The 19,187-nt window shown below is 73.6% G+C and carries 8 protein-coding genes; all 8 read left to right on the top strand.

The features are described from left to right. Positions 1–203: 203 nt before the first annotated feature. The 8 genes from ccrA (at position 204) to QJS33_RS06045 (ending at position 19,157) form a co-directional block, all read left to right on the top strand. Complete coding sequence (gene ccrA / locus QJS33_RS06080) at positions 204–1,475, top strand: crotonyl-CoA carboxylase/reductase (protein WP_306366864.1); 1,272 nt, start codon at positions 204–206, stop codon at positions 1,473–1,475. 1,026 nt (positions 1,476–2,501) lie between these two features. Further along, on the top strand, positions 2,502–4,577 hold the full coding sequence (locus tag QJS33_RS06075; RefSeq protein ID WP_306366863.1) for an ATP-binding protein: 2,076 nt from the start codon (positions 2,502–2,504) through the stop codon (positions 4,575–4,577). 83 nt (positions 4,578–4,660) lie between these two features. After that, positions 4,661–5,086 carry a roadblock/LC7 domain-containing protein gene (locus tag QJS33_RS06070; protein ID WP_073375556.1) on the top strand — a complete coding sequence of 142 codons (426 nt, stop codon included), beginning with the start codon at positions 4,661–4,663 and terminating at the stop codon, positions 5,084–5,086. 46 nt (positions 5,087–5,132) lie between these two features. Further along, on the top strand, positions 5,133–5,492 hold the full coding sequence (locus QJS33_RS06065) for a DUF742 domain-containing protein (protein ID WP_306366862.1): 360 nt from the start codon (positions 5,133–5,135) through the stop codon (positions 5,490–5,492). 22 nt (positions 5,493–5,514) lie between these two features. Then, positions 5,515–6,072: an ATP/GTP-binding protein gene (locus tag QJS33_RS06060; RefSeq protein ID WP_306366861.1), complete on the top strand. Its 558-nt coding sequence runs from the start codon at positions 5,515–5,517 to the stop codon at positions 6,070–6,072. Positions 6,073–6,143: 71 nt separating this feature from the next. Next, positions 6,144–7,403: a styrene monooxygenase/indole monooxygenase family protein gene (locus QJS33_RS06055; protein ID WP_306366860.1), complete on the top strand. Its 1,260-nt coding sequence runs from the start codon at positions 6,144–6,146 to the stop codon at positions 7,401–7,403. 389 nt (positions 7,404–7,792) lie between these two features. Continuing rightward, positions 7,793–15,856 (top strand): SDR family NAD(P)-dependent oxidoreductase, encoded by an 8,064-nt coding sequence (locus tag QJS33_RS06050; RefSeq protein WP_306366859.1) that lies wholly within the window; start codon positions 7,793–7,795, stop codon positions 15,854–15,856. Continuing rightward, a complete protein-coding gene (locus QJS33_RS06045) occupies positions 15,843–19,157 on the top strand; it encodes a type I polyketide synthase (RefSeq protein ID WP_306366858.1) in 3,315 nt (1,104 codons plus the stop codon). The genes QJS33_RS06050 and QJS33_RS06045 overlap by 14 nt, the downstream gene beginning before the upstream one ends. Positions 19,158–19,187 lie beyond the last annotated feature (30 nt).

Genomic DNA, 19,187 nt, shown 5'->3' with positions numbered 1-19,187 from the left:
GGGGGCGGGAGTGACCTCCGGGACACCCGGGGCGGGCCCTTCACGGGTCCGCCCCGTTTTCGGGCCGCCCGGAACGCCGGGACCAAAGTCCCGACCTTGATCACGAAAGGAACCCGGTCTCCATGGGCGGTGTTTTCGGGGATACCCTCCGAGAACGCCGGAGGTTCGTGCTCCCCGGGCCGGGGGGCCGTCGCCGGTCCCGCATGCCCCAGCCCCGGATGTGGAAGGCCGCCGTCGCCGTGCACCAGGAGCCCAAGGACCTCTACGACCTCGGTGAGATGCCGCCGCCGGGGCACGTGCCCGCCCGCATGCACGCCATGACGATCCGGCCCGAGCGTTACGGGGAGCCCCGTCGTGCCTTCGCCCGCGAGATCGTCCCCGTGCCCGGGGTGCGGCCCGGATACGTCCTCGTCTACACCATGGCCGCCGGCATCAACTACAACAACGTGTGGGCCTCGCTGGGGAGCCCGGCCGACGTCGTGGCCGCCCGCCGCAGGGCGGGGGAGACCGAGGGCTACCACGTCGGCGGTTCCGACGGCGCGGGCATCGTCTGGGCGGTGGGCCGGGGCGTGCGCGGGGTCGCCGTGGGAGACCACGTGATCCTGTCGCCGGGCGACTGGGACGAACGCGCCGACGACATCCGCACCGGCCGGGACCCGGCCGCGTCGCGGAGCATGAGGGCCTGGGGCTACGAGTCCAACCACGGCTCCTTCGGCCAGTTCTGCCTGGTGCGGGACGTCCAGTGCCACCCCAAACCCGAGGGCATGTCCTGGGAGGTCGCCGGGGGCTTCCTGGCGACCGCGGCGACGGCCCACCGGCAGCTCTTCGGCTGGTACCCCCACACCGTCCGGCCCGGCGACCCGGTCCTGGTCTGGGGCGGTGCCGGGGGCCTGGGGTCGTTCGCGGTCCAGATGGTCCGCAACGCGGGCGGCCGGGCGGTGGCGGTGGTCTCCGGGGAGGAGCGGGCGGCGGTCTGCCGGAGGCTGGGGGCGGTCGGGACCATCCTGCGCACGGACTTCGACCACTGGGGGAGGGTGCCGGACGAGGACGACGTACCCGCGTACACCGCCTGGCTCGCCGGTGTGCGCGCCTTCGGCCGCCGGTTCCGGGAGGTGCTGGGGGAGCGGTGCGATCCGCGGATCGTCTTCGAGCACAGCGGTGCCGACACCCTGCCGACCTCGCTCTACCTGTGCGACAACGAGGGCATGGTCGTGACCTGCGGCGCGACGTCGGGGTACCGTTCCGAGATCGACCTGCGCTTCCTGTGGATGCGCCTCAAGCGCCTCCAGGGATCGCACTTCGCCTCCACCGCGGACTGCCGGGCGGTGATCGGTCTGGTGGAACGTGGAATGCTGGACCCCTGCGTGACCTCCGTCGTGGGATTCGACGAGATCGGTGAGGCCCATCAGGAGGTCTATGAGAACGTCCAGCCCTGGGGGAACAGGGTGGCCCTGGTCAACGCGAGGGCCGGGTGAGCCCGGGCCTCTATGGGGGAAGTGTTTCATGGGGATGCTGACCAGAAAATGACTCTGGTCCCAACCTGGACAAATGCTAACAAAACCCAGTAATATTTCGCTTCCCCGGAGTGAGCGCCCTTCTTGTCACCGCTGGTCACGGGTGATACGCAGGCCCCTTTTCCGGTGCTTCTCCGATTCTTCTGCCAACACGGTCCACCTTTGTTAGTCTGGCGAACCGAACGACGATTACCGGTGGAAGTGCAGGAATTGTGCGGGCCGTGGGTGCTTGTCCCCGGAATGGGTCCCCATCCCCATCCCGCGCGAGCGGGGCCGGACCGCCACCCGAGCCGAGGAGACGAGACAGTGGCACAGGCGCCACCGCCGGCGGACGGCTCCGTCCCCCGATCCCCCGAGGACGGGGCGAAGGCGTCGGTGGAGGAGGAGCCCGCAAACAGGCGTGAGGGGCGTTTCCGCAGGGCCATCTATCGTATGGTCCGTATCCAGGAAACCCGCTCCATGGAGACCGAGCAAGGAAATCCCGTGCATCAGCCCGTGCATCCGCACTCGCAGGAACCCGGCCGCCCGGCGGACCGGGACGGCGGTCGGCACACCGCCTCCCCCCTGGCGGGGGAGACGACGGCGGGCGGAGGCGAGAGCGCCCCCGCGGACGTCCCCTCGGTGGAACGGCCCGTCGGCCCCTTCTCCGGCTCCGCCGAGAACGGTTACCGGCCGGCCCCGCGTACCGGTGCCCCCAACCCCTACACTTCGGTCCGACGCGTCGAGATCGACGACGTCTCACCCGATGCCACCCCCGTCGGCCAATGGCGCGGCGTCGGCCTCGACGAGCCCGAACCGCGCAAGCCCGTAGCCACCGCTCCGCCGGAGCACACCGCGTCCGAAGAGGAGGCCCCGGTGCACCAGACCCCGCCCGCGTCCGAGGAACCGGGACCGCCCCCCGCCGGTGGCGCGTCGGAGCCCCCCCAGACGGAGCGATTCGAGGCCCCTGTGTCATTCACCCCTGCACCCTCCTCCGCGGAGTCACCGTTGCCCGAGCCCGCACACCGGGAACCCGCCCGGGGCGACCGCCGCGGTCGCCTCCCCGACGGCGGCACCCCCTACCGGGAGCCCCGCGCCGCGGCCGACCCCGCCTCCGACAGGCGGCACCGCCAGGAGGCCTGGCACGACCGGCACGCCGAACCCGAGCGCTATGAGCCCCCCGCGCCCCGGGGGCGCCCCTACGATCCCGGGTACGCCGACCGCGTCGCCGGCCGCGCCGACCACACGTCCCGCCCGGAGCCGGAGTACGGTGCGCCCCGCCCGGAGTACGGGGCCGACGAGCCCCGCTACGAGGAGCCCCGCCGCGCCCCGCGGGGCAACCCCTACCGGGAGCCCTACCCGGCGCGCGACCACCGCGAGGCCCCGCACGACCCCTACGCCCCCGGCCACCCCTACGCCGCCGACCACCGCTACGGGCCCGACCCCCGCGCCCCGTGGCCGGAGGCCTACCGGAACCCGCCGCCCGCCCACCCCCAGGGCGAGTACCCCTACCCGCAGCCGCACATGGCCTACCCGTACCCGGTGTACCCGGCCCCCGCGCCGCCGATGGCCTACCCCAACATGTACCCGGCGCCCTTCCAACCGCCCGGCTACGTGGTCCAGGGCCAGCCGGTGTTCTACCCGGGGCAGGCCAACCCCTACGGCCAGCCCGTCCAGCACGTCATCGTGTTCACGGCCGGGCAGCCCCCGCAGGTGATCACCACCGACTCCGTCGCCACCCTGTTCGCCGAGCAGGCGTCGGCCACCGAGGTCCGCGAGGACGACAAGGCGCTGACCCGGGCCGAACCGCGGCAGGAGGAGCCCGTCGCGGAGGAGGACACCGCCGCCGAGCCGACCGCCGAAGCCGAGGCCGCCGCCGAGCCGGTCGCCGAGGCCCTGCCCGACCCGGCCCCCGGAACCCCGGCCGCCGGGCCGGGGCCCGAGGCGGTCGCCGCGCCGCCGGTCCCGAACGCCCCGGTGGTGCGGGAGGACGGCGCGGGCCTGCTCAACGAGGCACTGGCGGGTCTGGCCATGCGCGACCTCTCGCTCGTCGACGCGCTGCTGGAGATGGTCGAGGAGCTGGAGTCCGACGCACAGGATCCCGACCTGCTCGACAAGCTCTTCCAGATCGACAACTTCGCGACCCGGATGCGGCGCAACGGGGAGAACTTCCTGGTGCTGACCGGACACGACGGCGGCGAGTCCGACGCCCACGACGAGATCGTCCCCCTGCTCGACGTGGCCCGCGCCGCGGTGTCCGAGATCAAGGACTACCCCCGCGTCAAGCTGGGCAAGCTCCCGCAGACCTCCATCACCGGTATGGCGGCCGACGACATCAGCCACCTGCTGGCCGAGCTCCTCGACAACGCCACCGCCAACTCCCCCGAGCACTCCCAGGTCGTCATCAGCGGCCAGAGCCTGGACGACGAGGGCCTCATGATCGTCGTCGAGGACGAGGGTGTGGGCATCCCGGACAAGCAGCTGGCCGAGCTCAACGAGCGGCTGTCCGGCGAGCCCGTACTGGACGACGAGGCCCCCCGGCACATGGGCCTCTACGTCGCCAGCCGGATCGCCGCGAAGCACGGTCTGTCCGCCAAGCTCGAATCCCGCGCCTTCCGCGGGGTGAGCGCCTACGTGATCGTCCCCAAGGAGCTGTTGCGGGTGGCCACGCCGCGGACCCCCGGGCAGACGCGTACCTCCACGGTCCCCTCCGCCGCGGTCCCCGCCGTGCGCCCGGCCCCGGAGTCGGCGCCCCCGGCCGCCACGCCGGCCCAGGGCTCGCCCAACGGCGCGACCAGGGGCGGATCGGACGCATCGGGCAACGGCACCTCCGCGGTCACCGCCGCCGGGCTGCCCCGGCGCAGCGCCACCCCGCACGGTTCCCCGCTGCGCATGATGCCGCGCCCCGACCCCGGCGCGACCCCCCCGGCGCGCGGGGACACCCCCCCCAAGCTCACCGGCGAGGCCCGGGCCGAACAGATCCGGGACGAACTGGGAGACTTCCTCGAAGGCGAACGCGCCGCCCACGAGGGTGAGGAACTCGACGGAACCACGGACGACACGGGCGGGAAGGCCGACGAATGAGCGGCCGCACCCCCGGCGTGCGCACCCCGGCGCACGCGCAGATCCCCCGAACCCCTAAGACACTCGGCCGAGGCAGGTAGAGCATGACTGAACCCGTGAACGACAGTGTTGAGAACTTCTCATGGCTCATCGACCGGTTCGTGCGCGACGTGCGCGGTGTCGAGCACGCCGTCGTGGTCTCCTCCGACGGCCTGGTCCTCACCCACTCCAGCGACTTCCCCGAGGAGCACGCCGAGCAGCTCGCCGCCATCGCCAGCGGCCTGCACAGCCTGGCCGTGGGAGGGGCGAGCCTGTTCCAGCGCGGAGAGTGCGAGCAGTTGCTCGTGCGCTTCAACCACGGACACCTGTTCATCATGGCGATCAGCGACGGCTCCTGCATGGCGGTGCTCACCGCCCCCGGGACCGAGCTGAAGATCGTGGGCTTCCAGATGGCCAAGCTCGTCGAGAACGTCGCCCACGTGCTCACGCCGCAGCTGCGCTCGCAGCTGCGCGAAGTCATCCAGAACTGACGACGGTGACCCGTTACGGTTCAGCAGGAATGAGGTTGCCACGTCAATGAGCTTCCGCAGGCGAAGGAGTAACCGCGTTCGCCCGTTCACCTTCACCGGTGGGCGAACGCGGTCGCGGCATCCGCTGATGGTGCAGACCCTGGTCTCGACCTCCGAGCCCGGGCAGGAGCCCCCTGGCACCCTCATGCCGGAGTCGACCAGTATTTACAAGCTGTGCCGGGAGACCCGGTCGCTGGCCGAGATCTCGGCCGAGTTGGGCATTCCCCTGGGCGTCACCCAGGTCCTGGTCAGTGACCTGGCCGAACAGGACCTGGTGTACATTCACCCGACCATCACCGGCAGCAGTCCATCGGAAAACCAGGTTCTGGAGAGGGCTCTTCGTGGTCTCGAACGACTTTTCCAGTGACAAGCGGTCCAATCGCAAGAAGATGTCGAGCAAGATCGTCATCGCCGGCGGCTTCGGCGCCGGCAAGACGACTCTGGTGCGCTCGGTGTCCGAGATCCCGCCCGTCACCACCGAGGCGATCATGACCGAGGCGAGCATCGGTCATGACGACACCTCGATCACCCCCGACAAGACGACCACCACCGTCGCGATGGACTTCGGCCGCATCACCATCGACGACGAACTCGTCATGTACATGTTCGGCACACCGGGCCAGGCGCGGTTCTGGTTCATGTGGGACGATCTCGTCAGGGGCGCCGTGGGCGCCGTCGTCGTGGTCGACTGCCGTCGGCTGGCGGACTCCTTCGACGCCGTCGACTACTTCGAGACGAACAAGCGCATCCCCTACATCGTGGCGCTGAACCGGTTCGAGGGGCAGCTGGACTACACGGCCGAACAGGTCCGCGAGGCCCTGGAGGTCAGTCCCGAGGTACCCATCATCGACTTCGACGCCCGCCAGCGGCAGTCCGGGGGAGAGGTCCTCAAGGCCCTCCTGCGGTACGCCCTGGAGCACAACCGCGCCAGCGAGCCCGTCGCCTGACGGGCGGGGAGGCCGCCCCCGGCACGCTCCCCCCGGTCGTCCCGTAGATTCCCCAGGAAAGTAAGCGACACATGCGCAAGATCCTCATCGTCGGCGCGGGCCACGCCGGCCTGCACCTGGCCCACGGGCTTCTGACCCACGGCTACGACGTCACGGTGATCACGGGGCAGTCATCGCTGGAGATCCGGACCGGCCGGCCCTCGATCTCCCAGTTCACCTTCCCCACGGCCCTGGAGTACGAGCGCAAGTTCGACCTCGACTTCTGGAGCGCGCTCTCCCCGCAGATCCGCGAGCAGAAGCTGGCCGTCTTCCGCGAGGGGAAGCCCGTCACCGCCATCAGGGGCCGCTCCCACCCGGGGAACGGCTACTCGGTGGCGGTCGACCGCCGGGTGAAGATGGCCGACTGGCTGGAGTCCTTCGAGGATCGCGGCGGGAAGGTGGTGATCCACGGGGTCACCGTGACCGACCTCGACTACTTCTCCCGGATGTTCGACCTGATCATCGTCGCGGTCGGCCACGGGGAGCTGGGCCAGCTCTTCGACCACGACACCAGCCGGTTCAGCGGGACCCGTCCCCGGGCCCTGGCCCAGGCCTACGCCTACGACCTGTGGCCGCCGCACGCGGGGGAGTCGGAGAACATCGGCTGGTTCGGGGTGACGGAGGAGGCGGGCAACATCATGCTCACCCCGATCCTCACCCAGGAGGGTCCCGCCCACAACCTGCTGCTGGTGGACAAGAAGGGCGGCCCGATGGACGCCTGGCCGGACCGGCCGGGCCCGGAGGAGCAGCTGCGCCGGATGAAGGACCTGATGCGCAAGTACGCGCCCGAGTTCTTCGAGCGGTGCAAGGACGCGGTGCTGGTGGACGGGCGCAGCACCATCGTCGAGGACCTGACGCCGCAGGTGCGCAACCCCGTGGGCCGGCTCCCCTCGGGCGGGCTCGCGATCGGCATGGCCGACGTGGTGGTCACCATGGACCCGTTCGTGGGGCAGAGCTGGAACAACTCCACCCGGTGCGCCGAGGCCTACCTGGAGGGCATCATCGAGCACGGCGACAAGCCGTTCGACGAGGATTTCATGGTGCGGATCTTCGACAGGTTCTGGGAATTCGGACAGGACAACCAGGCCTGGGCGGAGTTCGCGTCCACCATGGTCGAACAGTCGCTGCCCGACCACATCATGAACATGCTGGGTGCGGCGGTGCAGTACCAGGAGGTCGCCGACCGTTGGATCCAGGGGTGGGACAGCCCGTCCGACTACAAGTCCTGGATGTTCGACCCTGAGGCGGCCCAGCGCTACATCGGTGAGGTGCGTGCGCGCAACGGCGGCTGACCGGAACCGGGGGAGAGCCCGGCGCCCTCCGGGCGCCGGGTTTTCCCTTGTCCGGAAACCCTGGCCATTTTCTTCCGCTTGCGTCCGTAAACTGTTCCACGCGCATTAACTCCATGTGGCAGGGGGCGAATCCTCCCGTCCGAAAAAACTCCTGCTGTTGTCAGCGATTGAGAGCGCGCGTTACTCTCCTTCAGGTTGGTTCCTGTTTGGCCCTGAATGCCGTTCCGTGGGGTAGTTGCCGTGAATCTCTGAGATTGTGGGTTCCGGAGTTGCCGGGTGTCCGAATTTCATCACGGCCACATCGGCGCTCCCGTGCACCTGCACGGGCAGCGACGCGGACCGCGGTTGTGCTCGGGCCGGACGAGGGCAGTCGAAAGGGAAGGGCAACGATGCACGGCGGACCGACCGGAACCCCTGCCCCCGGCGCCTGGGAGCCCATCGCCATCGTCGGTATCTCCTGCCGGCTACCGGGCGCGGGCACCCCCGAGGCCTTCTGGCGGTTGCTCGGCGAAGGACGTGAGGCCATCACGGCCCCGCCCGAACGCCTCGGCGGCGGCTCCGCCGAACGCGGACCCCACTGGGGCGGCTACCTCCACGACGCCGAATACTTCGACGCCGACTTCTTCGGGATCTCCCCGCGTGAGGCGCTGGCGATGGACCCGCAGCAGCGGCTCGTGCTCGAACTCGGCCATGAGGCGGTCGAGAACTCCCGCACCGCCCCCGGAGCCCTGCGCGACGCCCGCGTCGGCGTGTTCATCGCCGCCATCGGCTCCGACTACGCCCTCCTGCACGACCGGGGCGGTGCCGGGGCGATCACCCACCACACCCTCACCGGCACCCACCGCGCGATGATCGCCAACCGGCTCTCCCACTTCCTGGGGGTGCGCGGCCCCAGCCTCACCGTGGACTCCGGCCAGTCCTCCTCCCTGGTCGGCGTGCACCTGGCGGTGGAGAGCCTGCGTCGGGGCGAGAGCGAGATCGCCGTGGCCGGCGGGGTCAACCTCATCCTCGTCCCGGAGAGCACCGAGCAGGTGGACCGGTTCGGCGGGCTGTCCCCCGACGCCCGGATCCGGCCCTTCGACGCCGGAGCCAACGGGTACGTGCGCGGTGAGGGCGGCGCCCTCGTCGTCCTCAAGCCGCTCGGCCGCGCCGTGGCCGACGGGGACCGGATCCACGCCGTCGTTCACGGCGGCGCCGTCAACCACGTCGGCGGGGACTCCTTCCTCACCCGGCCCACCGTCCGCGGCCAGGCCGAGGTCGTCCGCGCCGCCCACGCCGACGCGGGCAAACGGGCCGACCTGGTCGGCTACGTCGAACTCCACGGCACCGGCACCCCCGCCGGAGACCCGGTGGAGGCCGCCGCCCTGGGCCGGGTCTTCACCACCGACCGGCGGGAACCTCTGCGCGTCGGTTCGGTCAAGACCAACGTGGGGCACCTGGAGGGCGCCGCCGGGATCGTCGGCCTGGTCAAGACCGTGCTCGCCCTGGAGCACCAGCAGATCCCGCCGACCCTGAACTTCACCGAGCCCGCGCCCGGCATCGACCTGGACGCCCTGGGCCTGACCGTGCACACCCGCCGTGAACCCTGGCCCGGCCACGCGCCGCTGGCCGGGGTGTCGTCCTTCGGTATGGGCGGTACCAACTGCCACCTCGTGCTGGGGCCCGCGCCCGCCGACCGGCCCACCAAAGAGGCACCGGTCACCCGGACCCTGGACCCCGTGCCGTGGGTGCTGTCGGCGCGTTCGGAGGAGGCGCTGCGCGCCCAGGCCTCCGCACTGCACGCCCACGTGTCCGCCCACCCCGGCCTCACGGCCCGCGACATCGGCTTCTCCCTGGCCACCACCCGCGAAGTGTTCGAACACCGCGCGGTCGTGTTCGCCCCCGGCGACGGCGGCACCCGCGAACTGGAGTCGGTCCGCCCCGAGGGGATCGCCTCCACCGGCGGCCCCGGACCGGTCCTGGTCTTCCCCGGACAGGGCGGACAGTGGGTCGGCATGGGCCGCGACCTGCTGAACGCCGACGGCGTCCTGGCCGAGGCGTTCTCCGCCCGGGTCCGCGAATGCGAACGCGCCCTGGGCCCCTACGTCGACTGGTCCCTGTCCTCGGTGCTGCGCGGCGAACCGCAGGCGCCCCCGGTGACCGGTCCCCTGGCCCGGGCCGACGTGATCCAGCCGGTGCTGTGGGCCGTCATGGTCTCCCTCGCCCGGGTGTGGGAGACGCTGGGGGTGCGCCCCGCCGCCGTCATCGGCCACTCCCAGGGCGAACTGGCCGCAGCCTGCGTGGCCGGTGCCCTGTCGGTGGAGGAGGCCGCCCGGATCGTGTCGCTGCGCAGCCAGGCGCTGACCGGGCTCGCCGGCAGCGGCGGCATGGCCTCACTGGGCATCTCCGCCGAGGAGGCCGAGGAGCTCGCCCGCACCCTGCCCGACCTGTACGTCGCCGTGATCAACGGGCCCGACTCCGTGGTGGTGTCGGGCGGCCCCCGCGCGGTACGCCAAGCCGTCGAGCACTGCGCTGACCGGGGCGTGCACGCCGCCCTGGTCGACGTGGACTACGCCTCGCACTCCCCGCACGTCGAGCTCATCCGCGACCGCGTCGCCGAGTACCTGGGCCGGGTGCACCGACGAGCCCCCGACGTCCCGTTCTACTCGACGCTCACCGGCGCCGAACTCGGCGACCTGCCGCTGGACGCCGACTACTGGTACGCGGGCCTGCGCAACCCCGTACGGTTCTCCGACGCCGTCGACGCCCTGGTCGGCGACGGCCACCGGGTGTTCCTGGAGGTCGGCCCGCACCCGGTGCTCGCGCACGGCCTGCGGAGTTCCCTGGACCGGGCCGGGGTGGCCGGACACGTCCTCAAGACCCTGCGCCGGGGTGAGGGCGACCAGGCACAGCTGCTGAACTCGGCGGCCCGCGCCTTCACCGCCGGGGTCGACATCGACTGGCCGAGTCTGTTCGAGGGCACCGGGGCGCACCGCATCGACCTGCCCTCCTACCGGTTCCAGCGCCGCCGGTTCTGGCCCGAGAACGCCACCGGGGCGCGCACCGGGGCCACCGTCGACTGGTCGGCGGCCCCGGAGGAGGCGTCGGTGCCGCCCGAGCGCACCGCCTCGGTGCTGGAACTGGTGTGCGAGAAGGCCGCCCGGGTGCTGTCCCGCGGCTCGCTGGCGCCCGGCGGGGAGCAGCGCGCCTTCCGCGACCTGGGCTTCGACTCGATCATGATGCTGGAGCTGCGCGACGCCCTGGACCGGGCCACGGGGGTGCGGCTCGGCGACACCGTCCTGTTCGAGCAGCCCACTCCGGCGGCGCTCGCCCGGTTCCTCGCCGGTGAACTGGGCCGGGACGAGGTCGTCCTGAACGGGGGCACCGCCCCGGCCGCCGCGCCCCGGCCGACCCCGGCTCCGGAGCCGGTCGGGACCCCGCCACCGCCGGCGGCCGCCGCGGCCGGGGACGACCCGATCGCCATCACCGCGATGGCCTGCCGGCTGCCCGGTGGGGCGACCTCCCCCGAGGCGCTGTGGCGCCTGGTCGAGGAGGGGGTGGACGCCACCGGCGACTTCCCCGACAACCGCTTCTGGGACACCGACGCGATCTACCACCCCACCCCCGGGACCCCCGGGCGCACCTACACCCGGCGGGGCGGGTTCCTCTACGACGCCGACCTGTTCGACGCGGACTTCTTCGGGATCTCCCGCCGCGAGGCCGACGCGATGGACCCCCAGCAGCGCCTGCTCCTGGAGACCTCCTGGGAGGCCGTCCACCGGGCCGGCCTCACCGCCGACGACCTGCGCGGATCCTCGGTGGGCGTGTTCGTCGGCGCGATGGCCTCCGACTACGGGCCGCGGCTCGCCGACCCGGCCCGGGAGGGCGACGGCGGGTACCGCCTCACCGGCTCCACGACCAGTGTCGCCTCGGGCCGCATCGCGTACGTGCTGGGCCTGCACGGACCGGCGCTGACCGTCGACACCGCCTGCTCCTCCTCCCTCGTGGCGATCCACCAGGCCGCGGAGTCGCTGCGCCGCAACGAATGCGCGATGGCCCTGGCCGGCGGGGTCACCGTGATGTCCACCCCCGGCATGTTCCTGGAGTTCTCCGCCCAGCGCGGGCTGTCCGCGGACGGGCGCTGCAAGGCGTTCGGCGCCGACGCCGACGGCACCGCCTGGGCCGAGGGCGTCGGCGTGATCCTCCTGGAGCGCCTCTCCGCCGCCCGTCGGGCCGGGCGCCCCGTGCTGGCCCTGATCCGGGGCGGCGCTGTCAACTCCGACGGCGCCTCCAACGGGCTCACCGCCCCCAACCCCGCCGCCCAGGAACGTGTCCTGCGGCAGGCCCTGGCCGCCGCCGGACTCCGTCCGGGCGAGGTGGACGCCGTGGAGGCGCACGGCACCGGAACCCGCCTGGGCGATCCGATCGAGGCGAACGCCCTCATCTCCGTCTACGGGGACGAGCGCGACGAACCGCTGCGTCTGGGCTCCCTCAAGTCCAACATCGGGCACTCCCAGGCCGCAGCCGGTGTGGCCGGGGTGATCAAGACCGTTCAGGCACTGCGCCACGGCAGGCTGCCCCGCACCCTGCACGCCGACGCGCCCACCCCGCGCGTGGAGTGGGAGGGCAGCGGCGTGCGGCTGCTCACCGACGGCGAACCCTGGCCCGACACCGGCCGCCCGCGCCGTGCCGCGGTGTCCTCGTTCGGGATCAGCGGTACCAACGCCCACCTGATCCTGGAGGGCGTCGCCGACGAGGGAGCCCCGGTGCACCTGCCGGATCTGCCCTTCCAGCGGCGCCGCCACTGGGTGGAGCCGGCCGCGGCCCCCGCGCCGTCGGCCGCGCCCCCGCTCCTGGACGGAGGGCTGGAACTGGTCGGCGGCGACACCGTCTTCACCGGCTCCGTCGGGGCCGGCGCCCCCGCCTGGACCGCCGACCACCGGCTGCTCGGCCGCACCCTGTTGCCCGGTACCGCCCTGGTGGAGCTGGCCCTGCACGCCGGTGCCCGCACCGGTGCCCCCCGGATCGCCGACCTCGCCCTGGAGAGCCCGGTCCTGCTCCCGCGCGGCGGTGCGGTGGACCTACAGGTCACGGTCTCCGCCCCGACCGCCGACGGCCATCGGGCCCTCGCGGTCCACGCTCGCGGACCCGGGGGTTCGTGGGTCCGCCACGCCTCGGGGACCCTCACCGCGGACTCCCCGGCCGAATCCGACCGATCCGCCGGGGCCGCCGCGGAGCTCCACGCGGTGGTCCCGGCGGACTGGCCGGGCGGGGGCGTCGTGGACGCCGGGTTCGACGAACGGAAGGCCTACGCCGGGCTGCTGCGCCGCGGCTACGCCTACGGTCCGGTCTTTCGCGGACTGCGCCGGGTGTGGCGGCGGGTCGAGGGCGCGCTGCTCGTCGAGACCGCGCTGCCCGACGGCACCGCGCGCGGTCCCTTCACCGGACCGCACCCGGCCCTGCTCGACGCGGCCCTGCACGCGGTCCTGCTGCACGGCGCCCCCGGGGGAGGCGCCCCGCTGGTGCCGTTCGCCTGGAGCGGGGTGCGCGCCGCCCCCCTCTCCTCGCCGCCGCGCGTCCTGCGCACCCTCGTGGAGCACCTGGACGGCGACCGCTACCGGCTGGTCTGCGCCGACGACGCCGGGGCGCCGGTGCTGGCCGTGGACGAGCTGGTCATGCGCCCGGTCGACCCCGCCGCCCTGCCCTCGGCCCCCGAGGAGGAACCCGACCTGTACCGGGTGCACTGGCAGGAGGTCGACGGCCCCGCTACCGACGGCGTGATCCCCGTCGACCTGCCCTCCCTGGACGGCTCGGCCCTCGAAGGTCCGGTGCCCGACGTCGTGTACGCCGAACTGCCCGCCCGCGCCGTCTACGCCGACCACGGGTCGTTGCCCGACGCCGTTCGCGAGGGGCTGTCCTCCGCACTGGCCTCGGTGCGCACCTGGCTGTCGGACCCGCGCACCGCCCACGCCCGCCTCGTGCTCGTCACCTGGCGCTCGGTGGTCGCCCACCCCGACGACCGGCTCAGCGGATTGGCCGCCTCCTCCGTATGGGGACTGCTCCGCTCCGCCCAGCGCGAGCACCCCGACCGCCTCGTGATCGTGGACTCCGACGGGGCGGAGGACTCCCACCGGGTGCTGGCCCGGATCACCGCTCTCGGCGAGCCCCAGGTCGCCCTGCGCTCGGGCCGCGTGCTGGTGCCCCGACTGGTGCCCGCGGCCGCGGCGGGCGACCTCGTGCCGCCCGGCCCGCTGTGGCGGCTGGCCGCCACCGCCCCCGGTTCCGTGGACTCGGTCTCTCCGGTGCCCGCCCCCGAGGCGGCCACGCCCCTGGGCCAGCACCAGGTGCGCGTCGCCGTGCGCGCCGCCGGGGTCAACTTCCGCGACGTCGTGGTCGCCCTGGGCATGGTCCCCGACGACTACGGCATCGGCCTGGAGGGTGCGGGGACCGTCCTGGAGGTCGGCCCCGGGGTCACCGACCTGACCCCCGGCGACCGGGTGGCCGGGATGTTCGGCTCGGCGTTCGGCCCGGTGGCGATCGCCGACCGGCGGTGTCTGGGACGCATCCCCGAGGGGTGGGGCTTCGAGGAGGCCGCGGCCGTGCCCGTCGCCTTCCTCACCGCCTACCACGCCCTGGTGGACATCGCGGCGGTCCGGCCCGGGGAGAGCGTACTGGTCCACGCCGCCGCGGGCGGGGTGGGGCTGGCCGCCGTCCAGCTCGCCCGGCACATGGGCGCCAAGGTGTTCGGGACCGCCAGCCCGCACAAGTGGAAGGCCGCCGTCGAGTACGGAGTCCCCCACGAGCACCTGGCCTCCTCCCGCACCCTGGACTTCGAGATCTCCCTGCGGGCCGCCAACGGCGGACGCGGGTTCGACGTGGTCCTCAACTCCCTGAGCGGCGAGTTCGTCGACGCCTCGCTGCGCCTGCTGCGCGCCCCGGGCGGCGGGTCCGGTGCGGGCGGCCGGTTCGTGGAGATGGGCCGCACCGACGTCCGGGACGAGGCGGAGGTCTCCGCCGCCCATCCCGGTCGCGGGTACCACTCGTTCGTCCTGCCGGAGGTCGCCCCCGAGCGGATCGGGCAGATGCTCGAACGCGTCATGGAGCTGTTCGCCTCCGGGGTGCTGCGCCCGCTGCCCACCACCGTGCACGACGTCCGCGGCGCCCGTGAGGCGTTCCGCGCCCTGCAACGCGGCGAGACCGTCGGCAAGACCGTCCTGCGGGTGCCCGTGCCCTTCCCCGAGGACTCCGCAGTGCTGATCACCGGCGGCACCGGGACCCTCGGCCACCTGGTGGCCCGCCACCTGGCCACCTGGTACGGGGTCCGGGACCTGGTCCTGGTCAGCCGCAGCGGGGCCGGCGCCGACGGCCAGGACGCCCGCACCGAGGAGCTGCGCGCCCTGGGCGCCCGTGTGGAGGTGCACGCCTGCGACGCCGCCGACCGGGCCTCCCTGGCCCGCCTGCTCGGATCGCTCGACCGGCCGCTGGGCGCCGTCGTGCACACCGCCGGGGTCCTGGACGACGCCACCGTGCTGTCGCTGGACGACGCCAAGGTGGAGGCCGTCCTGCGGCCCAAGGTGGACGCCGCCTGGAACCTGCACGAACTCACCGCGGGCCACGACCTGGGGACGTTCCTGCTGTTCTCGTCGATCACCGGGACCCTGGGGTCGGCGGGGCAGGCCAACTACGCCGCCGCCAACATGTTCTGCGACTCCCTGGCCCACCACCGCCGCCAGCGCGGACTGCCCGCCCTGTCCCTGGCCTGGGGCCTGTGGGGTGAGGCCAGCGGGATGACCGGCCACCTGGACGACGGCGACCTGGACACCTTGGGCCGTGGCGGCCTGCTGCCCATGGCCACCGACCGCGCCCTGGCCCGCATGGACGCCGCCCTCTACCTGGACCGGGCCGTGCTCGCCCCCGCCCTGCTCGACACGCAGGCCGCCCCGGACCTCCCGATCCTGCGCGAGCTGCTCGGCGACCGGGGGGAGACGGCCGGACCCGCGGCCGCCGAACCGCCGCTGGCGGCCGCCCGCCTGGCCGGGCTCACCGGCGCCGAACGGGAGCGGACCCTGGTCGCGGCCGTGCGCGAGCACACCGCCGTCGTCCTGGGCCGGGGCGAGGCGGGCACCGCCGACGTGCCCGCCGACCGGCCCTTCAAGGAACTGGGCCTGGACTCCCTGACCGGGGTGGAACTGCGCAACCGCCTGGGGGCCGCCTGCGGCCTGAGGCTGCCCGCCACCGCGGTCTTCGACCACCCGACCCCGCGGGCGCTGGCCCGCTTCGTCGACGGGGCGCTCTTCCCCGTCGTGCCGGAGCCCGCACCCGCCGCACCCGCTCCTGGCGGCCACGGACCGGAGGACACCGAGGACAGCCGCATCGACGACATGGACGTGGAAGGCCTGCTCGACCTCGCCCTGAGCGGGGACGACGACCCTTTCACCGAAGGCGAACAGGAGACCGTTGATGGCCACCGATAGTGATCAGACCGCCAAACTCGTCACGGCCCTGCGTTCGGCGCTCAAGAAGAACGAACGCCTCCAGGAACAACTGGACCGGTCCCCCGAGCCGGTCGCCGTCGTCGGCCTGGGCTGCCGGCTGCCCGGCGGCATCGACACCCCCGGAGCCCTGTGGGACCTGCTCGAACGCGGTGACGAGGTGCGGGGCCCGCTGCCCGGGGACCGAGGCTGGGACCTGGAGTCCCTGCTGGGCGACGACCCCGGCCGCCCCCGCTCGGCCATGTCCCGGGGGGCGTTCCTGTCCGGGGCCGCCGACTTCGACCCCGGGTTCTTCGGCATCTCCCCCCGCGAGGCCGAGTCCATGGAACCCCAGCAGCGGCTGCTGCTGGAGGTGGCCTGGGAGGCCCTGGAGCATTCCGGCATCGTCCCGTCCTCGCTGTCGGGCAGCGACACCGGCGTCTACGTGGGCGCCATCGCCCAGGAGTACGGGCCCTCCCTCACCGACGCCCCCGACGACGGGTTCGCGGTCAGCGGCACCACCACCAGCGTCGCCTCCGGCCGCCTCTCCTACACCCTGGGCCTGACCGGCCCGGCGGTCACCGTCGACACCGCCTGTTCCTCCTCCCTCGTGGCCGTGCATCTGGCCGTGAAGGCCCTGCGTGCAGGGGAATGCGCACTCGCGCTCGCGGGCGGGGCCACCGTCATGGCGCAGCCGGGCATCCTCACCGAGTTCACGCACCTGCGCGGCCTGGCCGCCGACGGCCGCTGCAAGGCGTTCGGGGCCGGGGCCGACGGTGCGGGGTTCTCCGAGGGCGCCGGGATGATCGTCCTGGAGCGGCTGTCCGACGCCCGCCGGGCCGGGCACCCCGTGCTCGCCGTGATCCGGGGCAGCGCCGTCAACCAGGACGGTGCCTCCAACGGGCTGACCGCCCCCAGCGGCCCCGCCCAGGAGCGGGTGATCCGCGCCGCCCTGGCCGACGCCCGGCTGACCCCCGCCGACGTGGACCTGGTCGAGGCGCACGGCACCGGCACCCGGCTGGGCGACCCCATCGAGGCGCAGGCCCTCATCGCCGCCTACGGGCGGGCGCACACCCCCGACCGGCCGCTGTGGCTGGGCTCCCTCAAGTCCAACCTGGGCCACGCCCAGGCCGCCGCCGGGATCTCCGGGCTGATCAAGCTGGTGCTGGCGCTGCGCCACGGGGTGCTGCCGCGGACCCTGCACGCCGACGAACCCACCGCGTACGTCGACTGGTCAGAGGGCACCGTCCGGCTGCTGGACCGGCGGCGGACCTGGCCCGAGACCGGGGCCCCGCGCCGTGCCGCGGTGTCCTCGTTCGGGATGAGCGGCACCAACGCGCACATCGTCGTAGAACAGGCCTTCGCCGGACCCGAGGCGGAGTCCGCGGAACGCACCGCCGCCCCCGGGACGGTGCTGTGGCCGCTGTCGGCCCGTACCCCCGCCGCCCTGGCCGGGCAGGCCGCCCGGCTGCGCGACCGCGTCGCCGCCGACCCCGGCCTGGACCCGGTCGACGTCGGGTGGACCCTGGCCACCGCCCGCGACGCCTTCGAACACCGCGCCGTCGCCTGCGGCGGGGACCGCGACACCCTGCTCTCCTCGCTGTCGGCACTGGCCGAGCGCCGGCCCGCCCCCGGCGTCGTCACCGGCCGGGCCCGCCCCGACCGCCGCACCGTGTGGGTGTTCCCCGGACAGGGCGGCCAGTGGGCCGGCATGGCCGCGGACCTGTTGGCCGACTCCCCGGTGTTCGCCGGGACCATCGCCGACTGTGAGAGCGCCCTGGCGCCGCACACCGACTGGTCGCTGACCGCCGTGCTGCGCCGCGACCCCGGCGCGCCCTCCCTGGAGCGCGTCGACGTCGTCCAGCCGGCGCTGTGGGCGGTCATGGTGGCCCTGGCCGCCCTGTGGCGCTCCCACGGGCTGCACCCCGACGCCGTCGTGGGCCACTCCCAGGGCGAGGTCGCCGCAGCCTGCGTCGCCGGACTGCTGTCCCTGGAGGACGCCGCCGCGGTGGTGGCGCTGCGCAGCCGCGCCGTCCTGGAACTGTCGGGGACCGGCGCGATGGCGTCGGTGGCGCTGCCCGCCGACCGGGTCCGCGCCGACCTGGAGGGCCGCGGCGCCGACCTGCACATCGCCGTCGTCAACGGACCGTCCTCCACCGTGGTGGCGGGTGAGCCCGAGGCCGTCGCCCACCTGGTCAAGGAGTACGAGGAGCAGGGGGTGCGGGCCCGCCTGGTCGCCGTGGACTACGCCTCCCACACCCCGCACGTCGCCCGGCTGCGCGAGCGCATCCACGCCGACCTGGCCCGGATCTCCTCCCGGGCCGGGGAGGTCCCCTTCCTCTCCTGCCTCACCGGTGCCGTGGCGGGGGAGGGAGAGCTGGACGCCTCCTACTGGTACCGCAACCTCGCCGAGCCGGTCCGTTTCCACGACGCGGTCAGGGCCCTGCTCAGCGACGGCCACGACCTGTTCGTCGAGGTCGGGCCGCACCCGGTGCTCTCGCCCGTGCTGCTGGAGACCTTCGAGGCCGAGGGGGCGCGCGACGCCGCCGCCGTGTCCACCCTGCGCCGTGACGAGGGCGGCCTCGACCGCTTCCGGGCCGCCCTGGCCGAGGCGTTCGCGCACGGTGCCGTCCCCGACTGGACGGCCGTGTTCGGTGACGGCGTCCGCACCGTGGACCTGCCCACCTACGCCTTCCAGCGCCGTCGCTACTGGCGCGACCGGAGCACCACCGCGCCCTCCGCAGCGACCGTTCCCGCCTCCGACGCGGGCGGACCCGAGACCGCCGCGGAGGGCTGGTCCCCGCCGGCCGGGCTCTCCGCGGACGAGCGCGCCGGGGCCGTTCTGGAACTGGTCCGCGGCGAGACCGCCGCGGTCCTGGGCCATGACGGATCCGAGGCCGTGGACCCGCTGCGCGGCTTCCTCGACGCCGGCGGCACCTCGTTGGCCGCCGTCCGGTTGCGCAACCGCCTCAACGAGCTGACCGGCCTGGACCTACCCGTGACGGTGGTCCTGGACCGGGCCACGCCCGCCGCGCTGGCCGAGCACGTGTACGGACTGCTCGAAGCCCGGACCGCCCCGCCGCCGCTGCCGCTGCTGGACGAGCTGGCCCGGCTGGAGGCCGCTGTGGCGGCAGCCCAGAACGCGGGTTCCGTCCCCGACGGGGTCCGCGGTGAACTCGCCGACCGGCTGCGCGGCCTGCTGCGCCGGGTCGACACCGAGCCCGAGAGCGCCGGTGCCGACCTGGACGAGGCCACCGACGACCAACTCCTGGCCCTCATCGACCAGGAATTCGGGATCTCTTGACCCTGGGTGCCCGACGACCGGAGAGCACAC

It is taken from the genome of Nocardiopsis sp. CC223A (assembly GCF_030766825.1).
In the GTDB taxonomy this organism is placed as follows: domain Bacteria; phylum Actinomycetota; class Actinomycetes; order Streptosporangiales; family Streptosporangiaceae; genus Nocardiopsis.
Note: the sequence above shows the minus strand (reverse complement) of the source record. Positions and strands in the feature narration are given on the sequence as shown.